We start from the raw sequence: 21,842 nt of genomic DNA, 5'->3' as shown, positions 1-21,842 counted from the left end.
GATGGCTGAAACCTCTTCTTTGCCGGCGGCCGGGGCCACGGCACGGATCGCCGCCTCGCTGGCGGCGCGCAGCGGCTTCGATGCCGCCACGAAGCTGCGCCTGATGGCCGACGGCCGCCAGGTCGGCTGGCTGCCGCGCACGCATGCCAGCATCCTGCGCGGTACCGACATCGGCCTTGGCGCCGTGCTGGGCCCGGAACAGGCGCTCGGCGATGGCTCCGTGGCGGTGGCCTTGCTGCCCGGCTGCGACGATTTTGAAGCGCGCAGCACCGCGCTGCAGGCGCTGGCGCGCCAGCTGGCCGACGCCGGCCATGTGCGCGGCTGGCGCGACGAGCTGTTCGCCGTCACCGCCGCGCTCGACGCGCCCGCGGTCGCGGTGGTGGAGCGCGCCGCGGCGCGCTTTCTGGGGCTGCTGACCTTTGCTTCGCACATGAACGGCATCGTCGACGGTGCCGCGGGCGACCCGCCGGCGCTGTGGATCTCGCGCCGCAGCCCGGCCAAGGCCGTCGACCCCGGCATGTGGGACAACCTGGTGGCAGGCGGCATGCCCCACGGCAGCGATCCGCTGGCGACGCTGGTGCGCGAGTGCGCGGAAGAGTCCGGCATCCCGCCCGAACTGGCGCGGCGCGTGCAGGCGCACGGCATGATCGAGGTGCTGCGCGACCTGCCCGAAGGCGTGCAGTGGGAGCAGGTCCATGTCTACGACCTGCTGCTGCCGCCGGACTTCATTCCGCACAACCAGGATGGCGAGGTCAGCGAGCACCGGCGCGTCGAGTTGGCGCCATTGCTTGCTATCATGTCGGCCGGCGCCATGACGGTCGATGCGACACTGGTGACGCTGGATGCCCTTGCACGGCGTGGCTGGCTCGATGCCGGCGATCACGACTGAGCCGCCGCAGGGTCCATCGACGCTTGTCCCGGTATTGCTTGCCATATTCACCGTTGCACTGACCGAGCCCCCCTGGCTTTCCCGGCCCTGCGCCGCGCCACCCAGACAGAACCACACACCATGAGCAACACCGGATTCATCCTGACCCTCTCGTGCCCCGACCAGCCGGGCATCGTCCACGCTGTCTCGGGCCTGCTGTTCCAGCACGGCTGCAATATCGTCGATTCCGACCAGTACGGGGACGAGTACGCCGGCCGCTTCTTCATGCGCGTGCATTTCACCCCGGCCGCCGGGGGTCCCGACCTGACCACGCTGAAGGCAGCGTTCGCGCCGGTGGGCGACCAGTTCGGCATGCAGTGGGAGCTGAACGACGCCGCGGTGAAGCCGCGCGTGATGATCATGGTGTCGAAGATCGGCCACTGCCTGAACGACCTGCTGTTCCGTGCCAAGGCGGGCGGCCTGCCGGTGGAGATCGCGGCCATCGTCTCGAACCACCGCGACTTCTACCAGCTGGCGGCGTCGTACGACGTGCCGTTCTTCCACCTGCCGCTGATGAACGCGTCGGCGGAGCAGAAGGCCGCGCAGGAAGCGCGTGTGTTCGACGTGGTGCAGGAGCAGAAGATCGACCTGGTGGTGCTGGCGCGCTACATGCAGGTGCTGTCGGACGACCTGTGCCGCAAGCTGGCCGGCCGCGCGATCAATATCCACCATTCGTTCCTGCCCAGCTTCAAGGGCGCCAAGCCGTACTACCAGGCGCACGACCGCGGCGTGAAGCTGATCGGCGCCACCGCGCACTACGTCACCGCCGACCTGGACGAAGGCCCGATCATCGAGCAGGAGATCGAGCGCGTTGACCACAGCATGGACCCCGACCAGCTCACCGCCGTCGGCCGCGACGTCGAATGCGTGGCGCTGGCGCGCGCGGTCAAGTGGCATGCCGAACACCGCATCCTGCTGAACGGCCACAAGACCGTGGTGTTCAAGTAATCCTTCTCTCCGGCCCGGGTTTGCTCCCCTCTCCTGCTCGCGGGAGAGGGGCCGGGGGAGAGGGCAGGCCTGCGCCAGAACCAACGCGCCAGGCACTGCCGGCACGCGCAGCCGCCCCACTGCCGACACGGCAGCAGCAGGGCTTGTCCCGCACTCACTCCCGCTCTGCCACCACACACTTCACCCCACTGTCGGCCAGGATCTGGTCGAACGGCGCCGCCAGCGGCGCGTCGGTGAACAGCCGGTCCACCTGCGACACATGCGCCAGCTCGACCATGGCCTGGCGGTTGAACTTGCTGGCGTCCGCCGCCAGCCAGACCTCGCGTGAATGCTCGATGATGGTCCGCGCCACCTTGACCTCGCGGAAGTCATAGTCGCGCAGCGTGCCGTCGGCCTCGATGCCCGAGATGCCGATCAACCCGATATCGACCTTGAACTGCTGGATGAACTCCACCGTGGCCTCGCCGACGATGCCGCGGTCGCGCGAGCGCAGCACGCCGCCGGCGACGATGACTTCGCAATCGGGATTGTCGGCCAGGATATTGGCCACGTGCAGGTTGTTGGTGATTACGCGCAGGCCGCGGTGGTGCACCAGCGCGCGCGCAATCTCTTCCACCGTGGTGCCGATGTTCAGGATCAGCGAGCAGCCTTCGGGCACCGCCGCCGCCACCGCGCGCGCGATGCGCGCCTTGCCCTCGGCGTTGAGCACCTGCCGCTGCCGGTAGGCGATGTTCTCGGTGGTGGAGTCTTCCACCCGCACCCCGCCATGGAAGCGCGCCAGCATGCCGTTTTCGGCCAGCATGTTGACATCGCGGCGCACCGTCTGGAGCGTGACGCCGAACTTGCGCGCAAGTTCGTCGATGGAGGCAAAGCCCTGGGTGCGGACTTCTTCGAGCAGGGCCGTCTGGCGGGGATTGAGGGTCATGCGGGGATTCTAGTTCAAACACAAACGAAAACAAAATGATGCGGTGCACTATTGTTTTATGTTCGTTTTGTTGCTAAAACGAGCGTGAAGCCAAGATTGGTGCGCCTGCATCGAACGCAAGCCGTATGTCGGCAGCGTCATCGGCGGGCAGCATATCGAACATGGAGACCGGATGCAGCTACGTTTGGAAAGCGTCGCACAGCAGGCAGGTTCGCAGGCGTATCTCTATCCGATGACGCTGGCCCCGGTCCCGGGCGCGGTCACCATCCTGCTGGGCGCGACGCAGGCGGGCAAGACTTCGCTGATGCGGGTCATGGCGGGGCTCGACCGGCCCAGCGCCGGGCGCGTGCTGGTCGACGGCGACGACGTCACCGGCATGCCGGTGCGCGAGCGCAATGTGTCGATGGTCTACCAGCAGTTCATCAACTACCCGTCGCTCAGGGTGTTCGACAACATCGCCTCGCCGCTGCGGCTGCGGCGCAAGGCTGCGGCCGGCGAGATCGCCGCGCGCGTGCGCGAGCTGGCGGCCCGGCTGCATATCGACCACCTGCTGGAGCGCTATCCGGCCGAGCTGTCCGGCGGCCAGCAGCAGCGCGTGGCGCTGGCCCGCGCGCTGGCCAAGGAAGCGCCGCTGATGCTGCTGGACGAGCCGCTGGTCAACCTGGACTACAAGCTGCGCGAGGAGCTGCGCGAAGAGCTGACCCAGCTGTTCGCGCACGGCGACGCCACCGTAATCTACGCCACCACCGAGCCCGGCGAGGCGCTGCTGCTGGGCGGGCACACCGCGGTGCTCGACGCGGGCGAACTGCTGCAGTACGGCCCGACGCCGCAGGTCTTCCACTATCCCGATTCGCTGCGCGTGGCGCGCGCCTTCAACGATCCGCCGATGAACCTGGTCGAGGGCCGGCTTGATGGCGGCCGCGTCGCGCTGGCCGGCGGGATCGAGGTGCCGGTGCCCGGCGTGGCGGCGCCCGATGGTCCGGTTACGCTGGGCGTGCGCGCCTCGGCCTTGCGCCTGGCAGGGGAGGCTGGCGCAGTCGGGGTGCCGGGCCGGGTGGCGCTGGCCGAGTTGTCGGGGTCGGACACCTTTGTCCACGCCGATACCGCGGTCGGCAACCTGGTGGCGCAGTTCGCGGGCGTGCTCGACCTGCAGCTGGGCGCGCCGGTGACGCTGCACCTGCTGCCCGAACAGCTCTACCTGTTCGACGCCGACGGCCGCCGCATCCATGCGCCGCGCCGGCCCGGCGGGCTCGCGGCGGAAGTGCCGGGCGGCGCGGCAGCGGCAACGGCGGGGGGCTGAGATGGCACGCATCGACCTGGACCTGGCGCACTCGTACGTGCCCCATCCGCGCACCGACGAAGAGTATGCGCTGCTGCCGCTGCGCTTCACCTTTGAAGACGGCGGCGCCTATGCGTTGCTCGGCCCGTCCGGCTGCGGCAAGACCACGCTGCTGAACTGCATTTCCGGGCTGCTGCGCCCGTCGCACGGCACCATCGCCTTCGACGGCCGCGACGTCACCGGCGCCACGCCGCAGGCGCGCAATATCGCCCAGGTGTTCCAGTTCCCGGTGATCTACGACACCATGACCGTCGGCGAAAACCTGGCGTTCCCGCTGCGCAACCGCGGCGTGCCCGAGGCGCAGGTGCGCGAGCGGGTCGGGCGCGTCGCCGAGATGCTCGACCTGTCGTCGACGCTCGGGCGTCGCGCCAGCGGCCTGGCCGCCGATGCCAAGCAGAAGATCTCGCTCGGGCGCGGACTGGTGCGCCAGGACGTGTCGGCGATCCTGTTCGACGAGCCGCTGACGGTGATCGACCCGCAGCTCAAATGGCAGCTGCGGCGCAAGCTCAAGGAGATCCACCACGAGTTTCGCCTGACGCTGATCTACGTCACTCACGACCAGACCGAGGCGCTGACCTTTGCCGACCAGGTGGTGGTGATGTCGCGCGGCAAGGCGGTGCAGGTCGGGCCGGCCGACGCGCTGTTCGAGCGGCCCGCGCATACCTTCGTCGGGCACTTTATCGGCTCGCCGGGCATGAACTTCCTGTCCGGGCAATGGCGCGACGGCGCCATCGACGTGGCCGGGCGGCGCTATATGCCGCCGCTGTCGCCGCCGGTGGAAGCGGCGCTGCGCGCGGCCGGCAGCTTCCGCATCGGGGTGCGACCCGAATACCTGCAGCTGGCGCCGGAGCGCGACGCGCAGGCGGTGCCGGTGCAGGTGCAGCGCGCGCAGGATATTGGCACCTACTGGCTGCTGACGGGCATGGTGCACGAGGCGGGCGCGCAGGCCGGCACGCTGCGCGCGCGCCTGGGCACCGAGGCCGCCGGCCTGCGCGCGGGTGACACCGCGTGGCTGTCGGTGTTCAACCGGCATACCTGCTACTACGTCAACGAGGAGCTGGTGGCATGAAGCCCGTCAACCAGAAGGCCTGGCTGCTGGTATTGCCGGTGGTGGTGTGCGTGGCGTTCTCCGCCATCCTGCCGCTGATGACCATCGTCAATTACTCGGTGCAGGACATCATCTCGCCGGAGCGGCGCGTGTTCGTCGGCACCGAGTGGTTCCGTACCGTGCTGCGCGACGGCGAGCTGCACGACGCGCTGCTGCGCCAGCTCGGCTTCTCGCTGGCGGTGCTGCTGGTGGAGATCCCGCTCGGCATCCTGCTCGCGTTGTCGATGCCGGCGCGGGGCTGGAAGGCGTCGGCGGTGCTGGTGATCATCGCGCTGTCGCTGCTGATCCCGTGGAACGTGGTCGGCACCATCTGGCAGATCTTCGGGCGTACCGACATCGGCCTGCTCGGCGCCGCGCTGGCGGGGCTGGGCTTTGACTACAACTACACCGGCAGCGCCTTCGACGCCTGGATCACGGTGCTGGTGATGGACGTCTGGCACTGGACCCCGCTGGTGGCGCTGCTGTGCTACGCCGGCCTGCGCGCGATCCCCGACGCCTACTACCAGGCCGCGCAGATCGACGGCGCCTCGCGCCTGGCGGTGTTCCGCTATATCCAGCTGCCCAAGCTGCGCGGCGTGTTGATGATCGCGGTGCTGCTGCGCTTCATGGACAGCTTCATGATCTACACCGAGCCGTTCGTGCTGACCGGCGGCGGCCCCGGCAACGCGACGACGTTCCTGTCGCAATACCTGACGCAGAAGGCGGTGGGCCAGTTCGACCTGGGCCCGGCGGCGGCGTTCTCCATCGTCTATTTCCTGATCATCCTGCTCATGTGTTTCATCCTCTACAACTGGATGCAGCGCGCGGGCACCGCCGCCAGCGAGGACATGCCCCATGGCTGAGATCTCTTCGGCAGTCCCTGCGGTGGTCCCCGCCGCGATCCCCGCGCGGGCCAGCCGCGCCGCGTGGTGGCGAGCCGGCTTCCTGCTGGCCTACCTGGTGTTCGCGATCGTGCCGATCTACTGGATGGTCAACATGTCGTTCAAGACCAACGAAGAAATCGTCTCGACGCTGTCGCTGTGGCCGGGCCAGTTCACGCTGGAGCACTACAAGACCATCTTCACCGATCCGTCGTGGTATTCGGGCTACATCAACTCGATGATCTACGTGGCGATGAACACCGTGATCTCGATCGGCGTGGCGCTGCCGGCCGCCTACGCCTTCTCGCGCTACCAGTTCATCGGCGACAAGCACGTGTTCTTCTGGCTGCTGACCAACCGCATGACGCCGCCGGCGGTGTTCCTGCTGCCGTTCTTCCAGCTCTACAGCACCATCGGGCTGATGGATACGCACCTGGGCGTGGCGCTGGCGCACCTGGTCTTCAACGTGCCGCTGGCGGTGTGGATCCTCGAGGGCTTCATGTCGGGCGTGCCGCGCGAGATCGATGAGACCGCCTATGTCGACGGCTACTCGTTCCCGCGCTTCTTCCTGACCATCTTCCTGCCGCTGATCAAGGCCGGGGTGGGCGTGGCCGCGTTCTTCTGCTTTATGTTCAGCTGGGTCGAGCTGCTGCTGGCACGCACGCTGACCTCGGTCAACGCCAAGCCCATTGTCGCCACCATGACGCGCACGGTGTCGGCATCGGGCATGGACTGGGGCGTGCTGGCCGCGGCCGGCGTGCTGACCATCGTTCCCGGCGGCATCGTGATCTGGTTCGTTCGGCACTACATCGCGAAGGGCTTCGCGATGGGCCGCGTTTAATGCAAGCCTTCTGACCCAAGCCTTCGCAAGGAGACGGCGCCAATGCTGAGCTGGATGGTATGGACCACACCGGTGGCGGTGTTCTTTGGCTGCATCGTGGTGATGCTGATCGGCATGACGATCCTCGAGATCCGCTCGCCGTCGGTGTTGCGCAAGGGTTTCCTGCCGATCGCCACCACCCGCGGCGACCGGCTCTTCATCGGGCTGATGTGCGCGGCGTGGATCAACCTGGCGTGGGTCGGGCTGGGCGATAAGGTCGCCGCCTGGCTGGCGCTGCCGGAAGAGCCGTCGGTGTGGATCAGCTTCGTGGCGTCGATGCTGGTGCTGGCGCTGATCCTGCGCAAGGGCTAGCGCCGCGCCGGGCGGCAAGGACCCACAAGCAATAGCGGGAAACGCGGCTTCTCCCCACCCCGGGGCCGCCACCCAGACCAGAACCGGGGCAGGGGATTCTTGAGGAGACACCGATGAAAATGCACGTGACGTTGGGGATGTCAGCTCTTGCCTGCGCGGCCGCGCTGGCTTGCGGTTCCGCCTGGGCCGGCGAAGCGGAAGCGAAGAAGTGGATCGACAACGAGTTCCAGCCTTCGTCGCTGTCCAAGGACAAGCAGGCCGCCGAAATGAAGTGGTTCATCGACGCCGCCGCCAAACTGAAGGCCAAGGGCGTCACGCAGATCAACGTGGTGTCGGAGACCATCACCACGCACGAGTACGAATCCAAGACCCTGGCCAAGGCGTTCGAGGAAATCACCGGCATCAAGGTCAACCACGACCTGATCCAGGAAGGCGATGTGGTCGAGAAGCTGCAGACCTCGATGCAGTCCGGCAAGTCGATCTACGACGGCTGGATCTCCGACTCCGACCTGATCGGCACGCACTACCGCTACGGCTCGATCCTGCCGCTGACCGACTACATGAACGGCGCCGGCAAGGAATGGACCAATCCCGGGCTGGATGTGAAGGACTTCATCGGCACCAAGTTCACCACCGCGCCGGACGGCAAGCTGTACCAGCTGCCCGACCAGCAGTTCGCCAACCTGTACTGGTTCCGCGCCGACTGGTTCGCGCGCAAGGACCTGCAGGACAAGTTCAAGGCCAAGTACGGCTACGACCTGGGCGTGCCGACCAACTGGTCCGCCTATGAGGACATCGCCAACTTCTTCACCAACGACGTCAAGGAAATCGACGGCAAGAAGGTCTACGGCCATATGGACTACGGCAAGAAGGACCCCTCGCTGGGCTGGCGCTTCACCGACGCCTGGCTGTCGATGGCCGGCACCGCCGACAAGGGCCTGCCCAACGGCATGCCGGTGGACGAGTGGGGCATCCGCGTGGCCGAGGACAAGTGCACGCCGGTCGGCGCCTCGGTGGCGCGCGGCGGCGCCACCAACAGCCCGGCGGCGGTCTATGCGCTGACCAAGTACATCGACTGGATGAAGAAGTACGCCCCGCCGCAGGCGATGGGCATGACTTTCTCCGAGGCCGGCCCGGTGCCGGCGCAGGGCCAGGTGGCGCAGCAGATCTTCTGGTACACGGCCTTTACCGCCGACATGACCAAGAAGGGGCTGCCGGTCGTCAACGCCGACGGCTCGCCCAAGTGGCGCATGGCGCCGTCGCCGTATGGCCCGTACTGGAAGCAGGGCATGCAGAACGGCTACCAGGACGTGGGCTCGTGGACCTTCTTCAAGAACACCGACCCCAACAAGCTGGCCGGCGCCTGGCTGTACGCACAGTTCGTGACCTCGAAGACGGTATCGCTGAAAAAGTCGCTGACCGGGCTCACCTTTATCCGGGACAGCGACATCCATCACGACTACCTGACCAAGAACGCGGCCAAGTATGGCGGCCTGGTCGAGTTCTACCGCAGCCCCGCGCGCGTGGCGTGGACCCCGACCGGCACCAACGTGCCGGATTATCCGAAGCTGGCCCAGCTGTGGTGGAAGAACGTGGCCACCGCGGTGACCGGCGAGAAGACGCCGCAAGCCGCGATGGACACCCTCGCCGAAGAGATGGACCAGGTCATGGCGCGGCTGCAGCGCGCCGGCATGAGCCACTGCGCGCCCAAGCTGAACGCGAAGGGCGATCCGGGCAAGTGGCTGTCCAGCGACCACGCGCCATGGAAGAAGCTCGCCAACGAGAAACCGAAGGGCGAGACCATTCCGTACGACAAGCTGCTGCAGGCGTGGAAGGAAGGGCAGGTGCGGTGAGCGGGCTGAATGACCCATTGGGTGCTCCTTCTCCCGCTTGCGGGAGAGGGAGCAACCCCCCGCATTCATTCCGTCGGCGCTAGCCTTCCTGCGACGCCAGCCCCGCCGGCTCTGCCGTATCGGCCGACTGCGCGGCATAGCGCGCCTTGCCATGCCGCTTGGCTTCATACAGCGCCATGTCGGCGTGCAGGAACAGCTCGCTCACGGTCATGGCGTGCCTTGCATCGCGCAGCGCTGCGCCGACGCTGGCCGATGCCGCCAGCGTGTGGCCATCGATCACGAACGGCATGCGCGCGGCCTGCACGATGGTGTTGGCCACCGACGCCATGGCATGGCGGTCGGCAATGCCGTCAAGGATCACCGCGAACTCGTCGCCACCGATGCGTGCGACCGCATCGCCCTTTCGTACGCAGGCGCGCAGGCGCTGCGCGAACGCCACCAGCAGCTGGTCGCCGATCGGGTGGCCGTGGGTGTCGTTGACCGCCTTGAAGTCGTCCAGGTCGACCAGCAGCAGCGCCAGCGGGCACGCGCTGGTGCCGGTGCGTGCCATGGCTTCGGCCAGGCGCCGGTCGAAGCCCTTGCGGTTGAGCAGGCCGGTCAGGTAGTCGGACACGGTTTGTGCTTCCAGGCTGCGCAGTTTCTCGCGCTCGTGCGTGACGTTGCGCCCGAACATGTGCAGACCGACCACGGTGTCCTGGGCATCGTTCCACGCCGGCTGGCAGGTGATCTCGATGCATTCGGTGCCGTCCGCGCTTTCGCGGGTAAAGGTCACGGCCTGGCCGGAGCCGGCTTGCTGCAGGTATGGCTGGCAGGCCAGGTATTCCTGCGTGCCCCACAGTTCGCGCAGCGATAGCCCCACGATCTGCTGCGCCGGCACGCCGTAGCGCCGTGCATACGCCTCGTTGACGAAGACGTAGCGCTGCTGCATGTCGATGAACGAGATAAAGTCCGGCACATGGTTGGCAATCGCCTCGATGCGCTTCTCGCTGGCGGCGGCACGGTCCTTGGCGGCCTGCAGCGCGGCCTCGCGCTCCGACAGCCGGGCCACCACCTCGGCAAAGCTCGACGCCAGTTCGCCGATCTCGTCGGCACGGCCGACCGGCAGGTCCGCCACCGCTGCCGGGTCGGTGCCGAGCCGGCGCACCGCGCGGTGCAGCCGCTGCAGCGGCGCCAGCAGCCGCCACATCACCAGCCACATCAGCCCGGCCGCGATCACCATGGTGATCGCCCCCATCACCAGAGTCCGCTTGCGCACCTTGAGCAGCGGCGCATAGGCCTCGGCCGCGGGCAGCACCGCCACCACCTCCCAGCCGTTGGCGGCCAGCAGGTAGCGTGCGACGATCGGCTGGGTCGGCGTCAGGCTTTCCAGCAGCGCGGGCGGCTGCTCGGCGCCGCAGGCTTCGCCGATGGCGCGCGCCGGCGCCAGCACGCGCGAGATGTCGGGATGCATCGCATAGCGGGGGTTGGGGCCGGCGGACACCAGGCAGAAGCTGCCGGTGGTGCCCACCCGGCTGTGCGACAGCTCGCGCAGGAAGTTGCTGTCCGCCAGGTTCAGCACACCGCCGACCACGCCGCGCAGTTCGCCGGCGGGCCCCAGCATCGGCACCGCCAGCACCACGCCCGGTGCATCGGTCTGCCTGCCCTGGATCAGGTCCGACACCGCGAACGACTGGCCGCGCAGGACATCGCGGAAATAGTCGCGGTCGTTGACGCGCAGGCGCACGCCATCCGGCACGGCGGTGCTGAACGTCAGTTCGCCATCGGGCGACGCCAGGAACACGGCATTGAAGGTTTCGGGAATTTCCACCAGCCCTTGCGCCGCCCTGCGCAAATCGGCCGGTTTGGCGCCCTGGAGCGCGGAGAACTGGCGTGCCACCCGGTGCAGCACGGCGGCGCGGCCCTGCAGCTTTTCATCGAGCTGCTCGGCGACCATCTCGACCAGCGTGTCCTGCTGCGCCTGCAGCAGGTTCTTCAGGCTGTCATAGGCGTAGTACTGGGCGTAGAGCGCGCGCAGCACGATGATCAGCGTCACCACCCCCGCCGTGGCCAACGCCATCCGATACTTCAAAGAGTGCTGCATGATTGACTTCTTTCTTGTGCGCACTGACCCGGTGTTCCCGTCCATCGACCCGCTCGCGAGTGGAATCGCCAGCTTGGTGATGTGAAAAGTAGATTAGCAGAAGTCAAGCGGCATTTCGAAACTGTTTGCAACAGCAACAGGGTGCAATTGCGGCAAAGTGGGGCGCTTTCGGAAAGGGCGGGGAATTAATGCGGAAATGAAAAAAGCCAGCGCGAGGCTGGCTTTTTGAAACTGGTGGGTGGTACAGGGATTGAACCTGTGACCCCTGCCGTGTGAAGGCAGTGCTCTACCGCTGAGCTAACCACCCCTGTCTGCGCCGTCGTTGGCGTTGTATCGTTGCCGTCGTGCAGCAGAGAAATGAGATTATGCAGAGGTTCCTGTATCTTGTAAAGCCCTTTTTTGAATTTTCTTACGCGGCCAGCGTCCCCGGGGCTTCGGCAGGATCGTCCTGCCAGACCGTCTTGCCGCCGCTGGCCTTGTCCAGTCCCTTCAGCAGGGCCAGGTGGGCTTGCTGTTCCTCGGCCGTGGCGCGCAGCACCGGCAAGGCCAGCGTGGACAGGTCGGCGGCGGTGACCACGCCGCCCTGGCCGGTGCCGCTGTCGAGCGTGTCGATCACCAGCGAATCCTGGCCGCGCGTCATCGCCAGGTAGACCTCGGCCAGCAGTTCGGCGTCCAGCAGTGCGCCGTGCAGCGTGCGGTGGGCATTGCTGATGCCGAGGCGCTCGCACAGCGCATCCAGCGAGTTGCGCTTGCCCGGGAACATCTGGCGGGCTTCGCGCAAGGTATCGATCACGTTGCCGACATGCTGGCGGAACGGCGGCAGGCCCAGCAGCTGGAATTCCATGTCGAGGAAGCCCAGGTCGAACTGCGCGTTGTGGATGATCAGCTCGGCGTCCTGCACGAACTCGCGGATGTCGTGGACGACCTCGGCGAAGCGCGGCTTGTCGGCCAGGAACTCGACGGTGATGCCGTGCACCGCGATCGCGCCCTCGTCGATATCGCGCTCGGGGTTGACGTAGAAGTGCAGGTGGCGTCCCGTCAGGCGGCGGTTCATCAGCTCGACGCAGCCGATTTCGATCAGGCGGTCGCCAGTGGCGGCATTCAGGCCGGTGGTTTCGGTATCGAGAACGATTTGTCGCATGGCGGGCATTCTAGCGGAGCGGGGCGGGCGTTCCGCGCTTGTTGTTGGTGGTGCTGCAGGTTGCGGTCAGCGGCCGATCGATTCGACGCCGCGGTTGGCGAGCGCGTCGGCGCGCTCGTTGCCGGGGTGGCCGTTGTGGCCGCGCACCCAGTGCCAGGAGATCTGGTGCGGCTGCGCCAGGGTGTCCAGCGCCTGCCACAGGTCGGCATTCTTGACCGGCTTCTTGTCGGCGGTCTTCCAGCCGCGCGCCTTCCAGCCGGGCAGCCATTCGCTGATGCCTTTCTGCACGTACTGGGAATCGGTATAGACGCGCACCACGCAGGGCCGCTTGAGCGCGCGCAGCGCTTCGATCACCGCGGTCATTTCCATGCGGTTGTTGGTGGTGTTCGGCTCGCCGCCGAACAGCTCTTTCTCGCTGGTGCCGGCGACCAGCACTGCGCCCCAGCCGCCGCGGCCGGGATTGCCCTTGCAGGCGCCGTCGGAGTAGATCGTGACTTCTTGCATGTGATTCCGTGGTGGCCGCCCGCGGGTCGGGCGGCGCATTGAAAGCCGATAGGGCAGGGCGCGCGCGGCCGCACCGCGTCAGCGTTGCTTGCCCGGGGTCTTGCCGTGGGTGCCGGTGGGCGTGGCCACCGGGGCCGACACCGGCGCCAGCGCCGGCTTGGTCTTCCACGCGGGTCCGACCAGGCGGATATTGCGCACGCGCTTGATCGCCGAAATCATATAGACCGCGCCGAAGATCGGCCACCAGCGGTCGCCGGCCTTTTCCATGAAGGCGGCGCGCTGCAGCCAGCGGTCGGTGCGGTACGGCGGGCAATAGCAGCCGAAGCGGCCGCGGATGATATCGAAGCCGAGCAGCTTGAGCCAGTCCTTGATGCGCACGAAGCCGATCTGCTGCGCGTCGGTCGGCAGGAACGGCGTGGCCCCGAGCCGGTTCATGCTCTGGCGCGCGCCCCACAGGCTCATCGGGTTGAAGCAGGTCACCACCACGCGGCCCTCGGGCATCAGCACCCGCGAGACTTCGCGCAGCACTTCGTGCGGGTCTTCGGCGAACTCCAGGATGTGGGGCAGGGTGACCAGGTCGAGGCTCTGGGTGTCGAACGGCAGTTCGTCGAAGCGGCACAGCAGCTGGCGCGCGTCCGGATGTGCGGCGCGGGGCCCGTGCGGGCCGCTGGACGGGTCCAGCGCCAGCGCCGAGAACGGCATCCGGTTCTCGCGCAGGGTGTCGATATAGGGCAGTCCCAGCTGGACCGCGTGATAGCCGAAGATGTCGGCCACGGTCCGGTCGTACTGCTGCGCCTCCCAGCGCAGCATGTACTCGCCGGGCGGCGAGGCCAGCCAGTCTTCCCAGCTTACAATCGGGTGATTGGGACGATTGGACATAGGAGCATGCGCATGTTGAAGGTTGAGCCGATCCCGGCGTTCCAGGATAACTATATCTGGGCCATCCACGACGGGCACTGCGCCGCCGTGGTCGATCCTGGCGAGGCCGCGCCGGTGGAGCGCTTCCTGGCGCAAAGCGGTCTGGCTCTGGGCGCTATTGTAATCACCCATCACCACGGCGATCACCAGGGCGGCGTGGCCGAGCTGCTGGCGGCGCATCCGCGCGCGCCGTCGGGCGAAGCGCTGCCGGTGCTGGGGCCGGCGGGCGAGCGTATCGGCGGGCGCACCCGGGCGCTGCGCGAGGGCGACGTGGCGACGCTCGAGGCGCCGGCGCTGACGCTGCGCGTACTGGACGTGCCCGGCCACACCGCCGGCCATATCGCCTACGTTGCGGACCTGGGCGAAGCCGGCCCGGCAGTGTTCTGCGGCGATACCCTGTTCGCCAGCGGCTGCGGGCGCCTGTTCGAAGGCACGCCGGCGCAGATGCTGGCGTCGCTCGACAAGCTGGCCGCGCTGCCCGGCGACACCCGCGTCTATTGCGCGCACGAATACACGCGCAGCAATGTGCGCTTCGCGCGCGCGGTGGAGCCCGGCAATGCCGCGCTCGAGGCGTGGGAGCAACGCGTCGAGGCGCTGCGCGCCGCGGACCGGCCGACGCTGCCGACCACCATCGCGCATGAGCGCCAGGTCAACCCGTTCCTGCGCTCGCGCGAACCGGCGGTGCGTGCCGCGCTGTCGGCGCACGGCGGAACCACCACGGGCGATGCGCAAGCGTTCGGTGCGCTGCGCGGCTGGAAAGACAATTTCCGCTGACCTGCCACCAGCCCGCCATGCCTTGCGGCACAAGGCACGGCGGCGGTCGGGCGGATACTGTCTATGTGGAAAATCTGATTGACGCGATACGCGGTTTTTTTTAGCATCACGCAACCTTTTAGCGTCACGATTTGAGAACTTAATGAAAATTGGTCGATTACTGGCGGTGGTCGCGTGCGCCGCGCTGCTTGCAGCGTGCGCCAGCACCCCCACGCCGCCTGAAGGCGCCGACGGTGCCGCGACCGCCCAGACTGCCAAGCGGGACCCGCTCAACACCCTCAGCGACAAGTCCGCGCTCTCTTCCACTTCCACCATCAATGTCGACCAGGGCGGCCTGGACTGGCTGCGCGGCCCGTCCAACGATATCTGGGACCGCATCCGGCGCGGCTTTGCCATGACGGACCTGGAGGGCACGCTGGTCGACGACCGCACCCAGTGGTATGCGCAGCGGCCGGAATACATGGAACGGATGGTCGGGCGCTCGAGCCGCTACCTCTATCACATCGTCGAGGAGCTGGAGCAGCGCAAGATGCCGACCGAGCTGGCGCTGCTGCCGTTCGTCGAGAGCGCGTTCAATCCGCAGGCGCAGTCCACCGCCAAGGCGGCCGGGATGTGGCAGTTCATTCCGAGCACGGGCAAGTCGTACAACCTGAAGCAGAACATGTTCCGCGACGAGCGCCGCGACGTGCTGGCCTCGACCGACGCCGCGCTCGACTACCTGGCGCGGCTCTACGACATGTTCGGCGACTGGCACCTGGCGCTGGCGGCGTATAACTGGGGCGAGGGCGCGGTGTCGCGCGCGATCGCGCGCAACCAGGCGCGCGGGCTGCCGACCGACTACGCCAGCCTGCCGATGCCCAACGAGACCCGCTACTACGTGCCCAAGCTGCAGGCGGTCAAGAACATCATCGCCAACCCGGCCGCGTACGGCGTCAAGCTGCCCGAGATCCCGGACCACCCGTACTTCGTCACGGTCACCACCTCGCGCGATATCGACGTCAACCTGGCCGCCAAGCTGGCCGACATGTCGGTGGAGGAGTTCAAGGCGCTGAACCCGTCGTTCAACCGCCCGGTGATCCTGGGCGCGTCGAACCCGCAGATCCTGCTGCCGTTCGATAACGCCGAGCGCTTCCAGTACAACCTGAACACCTATCGCGGCGGGCTGTCGAGCTGGGCCGCGGTGACGGTGGACAGCCGCGAGCGCGTGGAATCGCTGGCGGCGCGGCTGAATGTCGATGCCGACACGCTGCGCGAGATCAACAGCATCCCCAAGGGCATGCGCCTGAAGGCGGGCTCGACCGTGATGATCCCGCGCTCGGGCCGGCATGACCAGGACATCAGCGCTACGCTTGCCGACAGCGCCATGCTGGCGATGGAGCCCGACCTGCCTGATGCGCGCCGCGTGGTGGTGCGCGCCGGCCGGCGCGATACCGTGACCTCGGTGGCGCGGCGCTATGGCGTCTCGGCCGGGCAGGTGCAGTCGTGGAACAAGCTCTCCGGCACCAAGCTGGTGGCCGGGCAGAGCCTGGTGCTGATGGTGCCGGTGCGTGGCGCCGGGGCGGTGCGCGCGGCCCGTGCCGAACGCGCGGACCGGGCCGAGCGCGCCGAGCGGGCCGAGCGCAGCACACAGGCCAGTCGCAAGGAACCGTCCGGCAAGGCCGGCAAGGCCGGCAAGGTGGTGCGGGTCTCCGCCAAGGGCAAGGGCGAGGCGCGCCAGCGCGTGGTGGTCGAGGCCTCGCCGCGACGCGCCGGCAAGGCGCCGGCCGTGGCCAAGGTGTCGGCCAAGACCACCACCAAGGCCAGCGCCAAGGGCGTCAAGGCACGCTGACTTGGGGTGCGCCGACTTCGGGCGCGATGCATGCCGGCGCGACGCCGGGACAGCAAAAGGGGCGATGCCGGCGGCACGCCCCTTTTTTCATGTGCCGGCGCCGCCCCGTGCGACAGCGCGCGGAAACCGGGGCCACGAGCGCCCGGGCCGGTGGCAAACTACGGGCATATCACAACGACCGCAGACGCGGAGGAGACAGACATGACGGCAAGCCATGCCGTGCATGCCCGTTCGCTGGCCGACCCCGAGGGGTTCTGGGCCGAACAGGCGGCACGCATCGACTGGGAAACCCCGTTCAGCCAGGTGCTCGACAACAGCCGCGCACCCTTCACGCGCTGGTTCGTCGGCGGGCGTACCAACCTGTGCCACAACGCGGTCGACCGCCACCTGGCGGCCCGCGCCAGCCAGCCGGCGCTGCACTGGGTCTCGACCGAGACCGACCAGGCCCGCAGCTACACCTATGCCGAGCTGCACGACGAGGTCAGCCGCATGGCCGCGATCCTGCAGCAACTGGGCGTGCAGCGGGGCGACCGCGTGCTGATCTATATGCCGATGATCCCCGAAGCCGCCTTCGCCATGCTGGCGTGCGCGCGCATCGGCGCGATCCATTCGGTGGTGTTCGGCGGCTTTGCCTCGGTCAGCCTGGCCGCGCGCATCGAGGATGCCCGGCCGCGCGTGGTGGTCAGCGCCGACGCCGGTTCGCGCGCGGGCAAGGTGGTGCCGTACAAGCCGCTGCTGGACGAGGCCATCCGGCTTTCATCGCACCAGCCCGGGAAGGTGTTGCTGGTCGACCGGCAACTGGCGGACATGCCCCGCACCGAAGGGCGCGACGAAGACTACGCGGCGTGGCGCGAGCGCGTCGCCGGCGTGCAGGTGCCGTGCGTGTGGCTGGAGTCAAGCGAGCCGTCCTATGTGCTCTATACCTCGGGCACCACCGGCAAGCCCAAGGGCGTGCAGCGCGATACCGGCGGCTATGCGGTGGCGCTGGCCACGTCGATGGAATACATCTTCTGCGGCAAGGCCGGCGACACCATGTTCACCGCGTCGGATATCGGCTGGGTGGTGGGGCACAGCTATATCGTCTGCGGCCCGCTGCTGGCCGGCATGGCCACGCTGATGTACGAGGGCACGCCGATCCGGCCCGACGGCGGCATCTTGTGGCGCCTGGTCGAGCAATACCGCGTCAACCTGATGTTCAGCGCCCCGACCGCGATCCGCGTGCTGAAGAAGCAGGACCCGGCCTGGCTGACGCGCTACGACCTGTCGAGCCTGCGCCTGCTGTTCCTGGCCGGCGAGCCGCTCGACGAGCCGACCGCGCGCTGGATCCAGGACGGCCTGGGCAAGCCGGTGGTCGACAACTACTGGCAGACCGAATCCGGCTGGCCCATCATCGCGATCCAGCGCGGCCTCGAGGCGCTGCCGCCCAAGCTGGGCTCGCCCGGCGTGCCGGCCTACGGCTACGACCTGAAGATCGTCGACGAGAACACCGGCGCGGAATGCCCGCCCGGGCAGAAGGGCGTGGTCGCGATCGACGGCCCGCTGCCGCCGGGATGCATGAGCACGATCTGGGGCGACGATGACCGCTTCGTGCGCACCTACTGGCAGGCGGTGCCGAACCGGCTGTGCTATTCGACCTTCGACTGGGGCGTGCGCGACGCCGACGGCTACGTCTTTATCCTGGGCCGCACCGACGACGTGATCAACGTCGCCGGCCACCGGCTGGGCACGCGCGAGATCGAGGAAAGCCTGTCGTCCAGCGCCGCGGTGGCCGAGGTGGCCGTGGTGGGCGTGCAGGACGCGCTCAAGGGGCAGGTGGCGATGGCGTTCTGCATCGCCCGCGACCCGGCGCGCACCGCCACGCCGCAGGCGCGGCTGGCGCTGGAGGGCGAGCTGATGAAGACGGTCGAGCAGCAACTGGGCGCGGTGGCGCGTCCGGCGCGAGTGTTGTTCGTCAATGCGCTGCCGAAGACGCGTTCCGGCAAGCTGCTGCGGCGTGCGATGCAGGCCGTGGCCGAGGGCCGCGACCCGGGCGACCTGACGACGATCGAAGATCCGGGCGCGCTGGAACAGTTGCAGGCCGCGTTGAAGGGCTAGTGGGACAGGGCGATGGGGGTGCCGCGCGCGGCATACCGCATCGCCGCCTTGCCATCGGTCGTGATGCAGTCTAATATTTGAAGCATAAAATATTTAATCATGATCTAGATGGCGGTGTAGTCCGGGATCGTGCGCGATATGCGGCGCGCCCGGCACAGCCGGCAGGAGGCAACAGATGCGTGTGCTTTGTATTGGCGGAGGCCCCGCCGGCCTGTACTTCGGCCTGCTGATGAAGCTGCAGGAACCGGCCAACGAGGTCATCGTGGTCGAGCGCAACCGGCCCTACGATACCTTCGGCTGGGGCGTGGTGTTCTCGGACGCCACCATGGACAACCTGAAGCAGGCCGACCCGGCCAGCGCCGCCGAGATCAACGCCGCCTTCAACCACTGGGACGATATCGACATCCATATCGGCGGGCGCACCATCCGCTCGGGCGGGCATGGCTTTATCGGCATCGGCCGCAAGCGCCTGCTGAACATCCTGCAGGCGCGCTGCGAAGCGCTCGGGGTGAAGCTGGTGTTCGAGACCGATGTGTCCGACGACCAGGCGCTGGCGATGCAATACCAGGCTGACCTGGTGATCGCGTCGGACGGCTTGAACAGCCGCATCCGCACCCGCTATGCCGACACCTTCCGGCCGGATATCGATACGCGCCAGTGCCGCTTTGTCTGGCTGGGCACGCACAAGCTGTTCGACGCCTTCACCTTCGCCTTCGAAAAAACCGAGCACGGCTGGTTCCAGGCGCATGCCTACCGCTTCGACGACAACACCTCGACCTTTATCGTCGAGACGCCGGAAGCGGTCTGGCGTGCCGCCGGCATTGAGCAGATGAGCCAGGAAGAGGGCGTGGCGTATTGCGAGAAGCTGTTCGCGCGCTACCTCGACGGCAACAAGCTGATCAGCAACGCGGCGCACCTGCGCGGCTCGGCGATCTGGATCCGCTTCCCGCGCGTGATCTGCCGGCAATGGGTGCACTGGAACACCTTGCCCGACGGCCGCCGCGTGCCGGTGGTGCTGATGGGCGATGCCGCGCACACCGCGCATTTCTCGATCGGCTCGGGTACCAAGCTGGCGCTCGAGGATGCCATCGACCTGGCCGAGGAGATCCGTGGCAGCGGCCACGACGGCCTGCCCGATGCGCTGGCGCGCTACGAAGCCACGCGCGGCGTGGAAGTGCTGAAGATCCAGAACGCCGCGCGCAACTCGACCGAGTGGTTCGAGAACGTCGAGCGCTATGCCGGCAGCCTGCCGCCCGAGCAGTTCGCCTATTCGCTGCTGACACGTTCGCAGCGGATCTCGCATGAAAACCTGCGCGTGCGCGATGCCGGCTATGTCGCGCAGTTCGAGCACTGGCTGGCGCAGCAGGCCGGGGTGCCGGCCGACAGCCTGAAGCTGCAGGCGCAGCAGCCGCTGCCGCCGATGTTCACGCCGTTCCGTCTGCGCGGCGTCACGCTGAAGAACCGTGTGGTGGTGTCGCCAATGGCGATGTATTCCTGCACCGACGGCGTGCCCGGCGACTTCCACCTGGTGCACCTGGGCGCGCGCGCGCTCGGCGGCGCCGGCATGGTGGTGGCGGAGATGACCTGCGTGTCGCCCGATGCCCGCATCACGCCGGGCTGCCCGGGCCTGTGGAACGACACGCAGCGCGACGCCTGGAAGCGCATCGTCGATTTCGTGCACGCCAACAGCGATGCGCGCATCGCCATGCAGATCGGCCACGCGGGCCGCAAGGGCTCGACCCAGCTCGGCTGGGAGGCGATGGACCATCCGCTGCCGCAGGGCAACTGGCCGGTGATCTCGGCGTCGCCGCTGCCTTACCTGCCGGGCGAATCGCAGACCCCGCGTGAGATGACGCGCGCCGACATGGACCGCGTGCGCGACGATTTCGTCGCCAGCGCGCGGCGGGCGGCCGAGGCCGGCTTCGACTGGCTCGAGCTGCACTGCGCGCACGGCTATCTGCTGTCGAGCTTTATCTCGCCGCTGACCAATACGCGCGACGACGAATACGGCGGTTCGCTGGCCGCGCGGCTGCGCTATCCGCTGGAAGTGTTCGAAGCCGTGCGCGCGGTGTGGCCGCAGGACAAGCCGATGTCGGTGCGCATTTCCGCGCATGACTGGGTCGACGGCGGCATCACACCCGATGACGCGGTGGAGATTGCGCGTGCGTTCAAGGCCGCGGGCGCCGACATGATCGACTGCTCGTCGGGCCAGGTCAGCCCTGACCAGGCGCCGGTCTACGGCCGCATGTACCAGACCCCGTTCGCGGACCGCATTCGCAACGAGGCCGGCATCGCCACCATCGCGGTGGGCGCCATCTTCGAAGCGGACCACGTCGACTCGATCATCGCCGCCGGTCGCGCCGACCTGTGCGCGATCGCACGGCCGCACCTGGCCAACCCGGCGTGGACGCTGCAGGAAGCCGCGCGCATCGGCTATCGCGACATCGCCTGGCCCAGGCAGTACCTGGCAGGCAAGCGGCAACTGGAAACCAATCTCGAACGCGCCGCGGCGCAGGAGAAGCAGGCATGAGCGCCAGCACGGCAACACTGGCCGGCCGGCACGCGCTGGTCACCGGCGGCGGGCGCGGCATCGGCGCGGCGATCGCACGGCGGCTGCTGGCCGATGGCGCCAGCGTCACGCTGCTGGGGCGCGATGCCGCCACGCTGCAGGCGACGGTGCAGGCGCTGCGCGGGCAGGCGCCGGCGGGTGCGATGGTCGCGCACGTCACGGCCGACATTGCCGATGCCGACAGCGTGGCGCGCGCCTTTACCGCGGCCACGGAACAGGCCGGCCCGGTCGCGATGCTGGTCAACAACGCCGGGCAGGCGCACAGCGCACCGTTCCTGAAGACCGATGCCGAGCTATGGCAGCGCATGCTCGACGTCAACCTGACCGGCACCTTCCTGTGCACGCAGGCGGCGCTGCCGGCGATGCTCGACGCGGGCTGGGGGCGCATCGTCAACGTCGCCAGCACCGCGGGGCTGATCGGCTATGGCTATGTCAGCGCCTACTGCGCGGCCAAGCACGGCGTGATCGGCCTGACCCGCGCGCTGGCGCTGGAAACCGCGGCCAGGGGCGTGACCGTCAACGCGGTCTGCCCGGGCTATACCGAAACCGACATCGTGCGCGACGCGGTCGCCAATATCGTCGGCAAGACCGGCCGCAGCGAAGAACAGGCGCGCGCCGAACTGGCCGCGCGCAATCCGCAGCGCCGGCTGGTGCAGCCCGAGGAAGTGGCCGACGCAGTGGCCTGGCTGTGCCAGCCGTCCGCGGCGGCGATTACCGGGCAGGCGATCCCCGTCGCCGGCGGCGAAGTGATGGCGGGCTGAACTGACTGCAGCAGACAACG

General features: G+C 68.0%; 18 protein-coding genes and 1 tRNA gene. 13 read left to right on the top strand and 6 right to left on the bottom strand.

Going from position 1 to position 21,842, the window contains the following annotated elements; translation table 11 throughout:
- Window position 1: 1 nt before the first annotated feature.
- Window positions 2–889, top strand: coding sequence for an NUDIX hydrolase (locus A2G96_RS15775; RefSeq protein WP_062800769.1), 888 nt, complete (start codon window positions 2–4; stop codon window positions 887–889).
- A 120-nt stretch (window positions 890–1,009) separates the two neighbouring features.
- Window positions 1,010–1,876, top strand: coding sequence for a formyltetrahydrofolate deformylase (gene purU, locus A2G96_RS15770; protein WP_062800766.1), 867 nt, complete (start codon window positions 1,010–1,012; stop codon window positions 1,874–1,876).
- Between the two features lie 154 nt (window positions 1,877–2,030).
- Here the strand turns inward: purU and A2G96_RS15765 are convergent, their stop codons facing one another.
- Window positions 2,031–2,801: a DeoR/GlpR family DNA-binding transcription regulator gene (locus A2G96_RS15765; protein ID WP_062800763.1), complete on the bottom strand. Its 771-nt coding sequence runs from the start codon at window positions 2,799–2,801 to the stop codon at window positions 2,031–2,033.
- Between the two features lie 172 nt (window positions 2,802–2,973).
- On the opposite strand from A2G96_RS15765, the gene A2G96_RS15760 reads away from it, so the two are divergent.
- From A2G96_RS15760 to A2G96_RS15735, 6 genes are all read left to right on the top strand, one after another.
- Window positions 2,974–4,101, top strand: a complete 1,128-nt coding sequence (locus A2G96_RS15760; protein WP_062800761.1) for an ABC transporter ATP-binding protein — start codon at window positions 2,974–2,976, stop codon at window positions 4,099–4,101.
- A gap of 1 nt (window position 4,102) precedes the next feature.
- Window positions 4,103–5,209 carry an ABC transporter ATP-binding protein gene (locus A2G96_RS15755; protein ID WP_062800759.1) on the top strand — a complete coding sequence of 369 codons (1,107 nt, stop codon included), beginning with the start codon at window positions 4,103–4,105 and terminating at the stop codon, window positions 5,207–5,209.
- Entirely contained in the window at window positions 5,206–6,090 is an 885-nt protein-coding gene (locus tag A2G96_RS15750) for a carbohydrate ABC transporter permease (RefSeq protein WP_062800757.1), read from the top strand. Before A2G96_RS15755 ends, A2G96_RS15750 begins: the two co-directional genes overlap by 4 nt.
- A complete protein-coding gene (locus tag A2G96_RS15745) occupies window positions 6,083–6,949 on the top strand; it encodes a carbohydrate ABC transporter permease (protein WP_062800755.1) in 867 nt (288 codons plus the stop codon). Before A2G96_RS15750 ends, A2G96_RS15745 begins: the two co-directional genes overlap by 8 nt.
- A gap of 42 nt (window positions 6,950–6,991) precedes the next feature.
- Entirely contained in the window at window positions 6,992–7,300 is a 309-nt protein-coding gene (locus A2G96_RS15740; protein ID WP_062800752.1) for a DUF2160 domain-containing protein, read from the top strand.
- Between the two features lie 113 nt (window positions 7,301–7,413).
- Window positions 7,414–9,153 carry an ABC transporter substrate-binding protein gene (locus A2G96_RS15735; RefSeq protein ID WP_062800750.1) on the top strand — a complete coding sequence of 580 codons (1,740 nt, stop codon included), beginning with the start codon at window positions 7,414–7,416 and terminating at the stop codon, window positions 9,151–9,153.
- Window positions 9,154–9,232: 79 nt separating this feature from the next.
- On the opposite strand, the gene A2G96_RS15730 is transcribed toward A2G96_RS15735, so the two are convergent.
- The 5 genes from A2G96_RS15730 to A2G96_RS15710 form a co-directional block, all read right to left on the bottom strand.
- On the bottom strand, window positions 9,233–11,233 hold the full coding sequence (locus A2G96_RS15730; protein ID WP_231909579.1) for a sensor domain-containing diguanylate cyclase: 2,001 nt from the start codon (window positions 11,231–11,233) through the stop codon (window positions 9,233–9,235).
- A gap of 232 nt (window positions 11,234–11,465) precedes the next feature.
- Window positions 11,466–11,540 (bottom strand) — tRNA-Val (locus A2G96_RS15725).
- 102 nt (window positions 11,541–11,642) lie between these two features.
- Complete coding sequence (gene dnaQ, locus A2G96_RS15720; protein WP_082818979.1) at window positions 11,643–12,383, bottom strand: DNA polymerase III subunit epsilon; 741 nt, start codon at window positions 12,381–12,383, stop codon at window positions 11,643–11,645.
- A gap of 57 nt (window positions 12,384–12,440) precedes the next feature.
- Entirely contained in the window at window positions 12,441–12,878 is a 438-nt protein-coding gene (gene rnhA, locus A2G96_RS15715; RefSeq protein ID WP_018007845.1) for a ribonuclease HI, read from the bottom strand.
- Window positions 12,879–12,956: 78 nt separating this feature from the next.
- On the bottom strand, window positions 12,957–13,757 hold the full coding sequence (locus tag A2G96_RS15710; protein WP_062800744.1) for a class I SAM-dependent methyltransferase: 801 nt from the start codon (window positions 13,755–13,757) through the stop codon (window positions 12,957–12,959).
- Between the two features lie 12 nt (window positions 13,758–13,769).
- Here A2G96_RS15710 and gloB point away from each other — a divergent pair, with 12 nt between their 5' ends.
- The 5 genes from gloB (at window position 13,770) to A2G96_RS15685 (ending at window position 21,822) form a co-directional block, all read left to right on the top strand.
- Window positions 13,770–14,570 carry a hydroxyacylglutathione hydrolase gene (gene gloB / locus A2G96_RS15705; RefSeq protein WP_062800742.1) on the top strand — a complete coding sequence of 267 codons (801 nt, stop codon included), beginning with the start codon at window positions 13,770–13,772 and terminating at the stop codon, window positions 14,568–14,570.
- 142 nt (window positions 14,571–14,712) lie between these two features.
- A complete protein-coding gene (locus A2G96_RS15700; RefSeq protein WP_062800739.1) occupies window positions 14,713–16,398 on the top strand; it encodes a transglycosylase SLT domain-containing protein in 1,686 nt (561 codons plus the stop codon).
- Between the two features lie 168 nt (window positions 16,399–16,566).
- On the top strand, window positions 16,567–18,492 hold the full coding sequence (locus A2G96_RS15695) for a propionate--CoA ligase (RefSeq protein ID WP_417926432.1): 1,926 nt from the start codon (window positions 16,567–16,569) through the stop codon (window positions 18,490–18,492).
- A gap of 175 nt (window positions 18,493–18,667) precedes the next feature.
- A complete protein-coding gene (locus A2G96_RS15690; protein WP_062800735.1) occupies window positions 18,668–21,022 on the top strand; it encodes a bifunctional salicylyl-CoA 5-hydroxylase/oxidoreductase in 2,355 nt (784 codons plus the stop codon).
- Complete coding sequence (locus tag A2G96_RS15685) at window positions 21,019–21,822, top strand: SDR family NAD(P)-dependent oxidoreductase (protein WP_062800732.1); 804 nt, start codon at window positions 21,019–21,021, stop codon at window positions 21,820–21,822. Before A2G96_RS15690 ends, A2G96_RS15685 begins: the two co-directional genes overlap by 4 nt.
- Window positions 21,823–21,842: the final 20 nt, after the last annotated feature.

It is taken from the genome of Cupriavidus nantongensis (genome assembly GCF_001598055.1).
GTDB lineage: Bacteria > Pseudomonadota > Gammaproteobacteria > Burkholderiales > Burkholderiaceae > Cupriavidus > Cupriavidus nantongensis.
Note: the sequence above shows the minus strand (reverse complement) of the source record. Positions and strands in the feature narration are given on the sequence as shown.

Coding starts and splice junctions, on each gene's coding strand:
- purU (WP_062800766.1), top strand. CDS start 1,010: ATGAGCAACACCGGATTCATCCTGACCCTCTCGTGCCCCGACCAGCCG.
- rnhA (WP_018007845.1), bottom strand. CDS start 12,878: ATGCAAGAAGTCACGATCTACTCCGACGGCGCCTGCAAGGGCAATCCC.
- A2G96_RS15775 (WP_062800769.1), top strand. CDS start 2: ATGGCTGAAACCTCTTCTTTGCCGGCGGCCGGGGCCACGGCACGGATC.
- A2G96_RS15740 (WP_062800752.1), top strand. CDS start 6,992: ATGCTGAGCTGGATGGTATGGACCACACCGGTGGCGGTGTTCTTTGGC.
- A2G96_RS15750 (WP_062800757.1), top strand. CDS start 5,206: ATGAAGCCCGTCAACCAGAAGGCCTGGCTGCTGGTATTGCCGGTGGTG.
- A2G96_RS15685 (WP_062800732.1), top strand. CDS start 21,019: ATGAGCGCCAGCACGGCAACACTGGCCGGCCGGCACGCGCTGGTCACC.
- A2G96_RS15755 (WP_062800759.1), top strand. CDS start 4,103: ATGGCACGCATCGACCTGGACCTGGCGCACTCGTACGTGCCCCATCCG.
- A2G96_RS15710 (WP_062800744.1), bottom strand. CDS start 13,757: ATGTCCAATCGTCCCAATCACCCGATTGTAAGCTGGGAAGACTGGCTG.
- dnaQ (WP_082818979.1), bottom strand. CDS start 12,383: ATGCCCGCCATGCGACAAATCGTTCTCGATACCGAAACCACCGGCCTG.
- A2G96_RS15735 (WP_062800750.1), top strand. CDS start 7,414: ATGAAAATGCACGTGACGTTGGGGATGTCAGCTCTTGCCTGCGCGGCC.
- A2G96_RS15700 (WP_062800739.1), top strand. CDS start 14,713: ATGAAAATTGGTCGATTACTGGCGGTGGTCGCGTGCGCCGCGCTGCTT.
- A2G96_RS15730 (WP_231909579.1), bottom strand. CDS start 11,233: ATGCAGCACTCTTTGAAGTATCGGATGGCGTTGGCCACGGCGGGGGTG.
- gloB (WP_062800742.1), top strand. CDS start 13,770: ATGTTGAAGGTTGAGCCGATCCCGGCGTTCCAGGATAACTATATCTGG.
- A2G96_RS15760 (WP_062800761.1), top strand. CDS start 2,974: ATGCAGCTACGTTTGGAAAGCGTCGCACAGCAGGCAGGTTCGCAGGCG.
- A2G96_RS15765 (WP_062800763.1), bottom strand. CDS start 2,801: ATGACCCTCAATCCCCGCCAGACGGCCCTGCTCGAAGAAGTCCGCACC.
- A2G96_RS15745 (WP_062800755.1), top strand. CDS start 6,083: ATGGCTGAGATCTCTTCGGCAGTCCCTGCGGTGGTCCCCGCCGCGATC.
- A2G96_RS15690 (WP_062800735.1), top strand. CDS start 18,668: ATGCGTGTGCTTTGTATTGGCGGAGGCCCCGCCGGCCTGTACTTCGGC.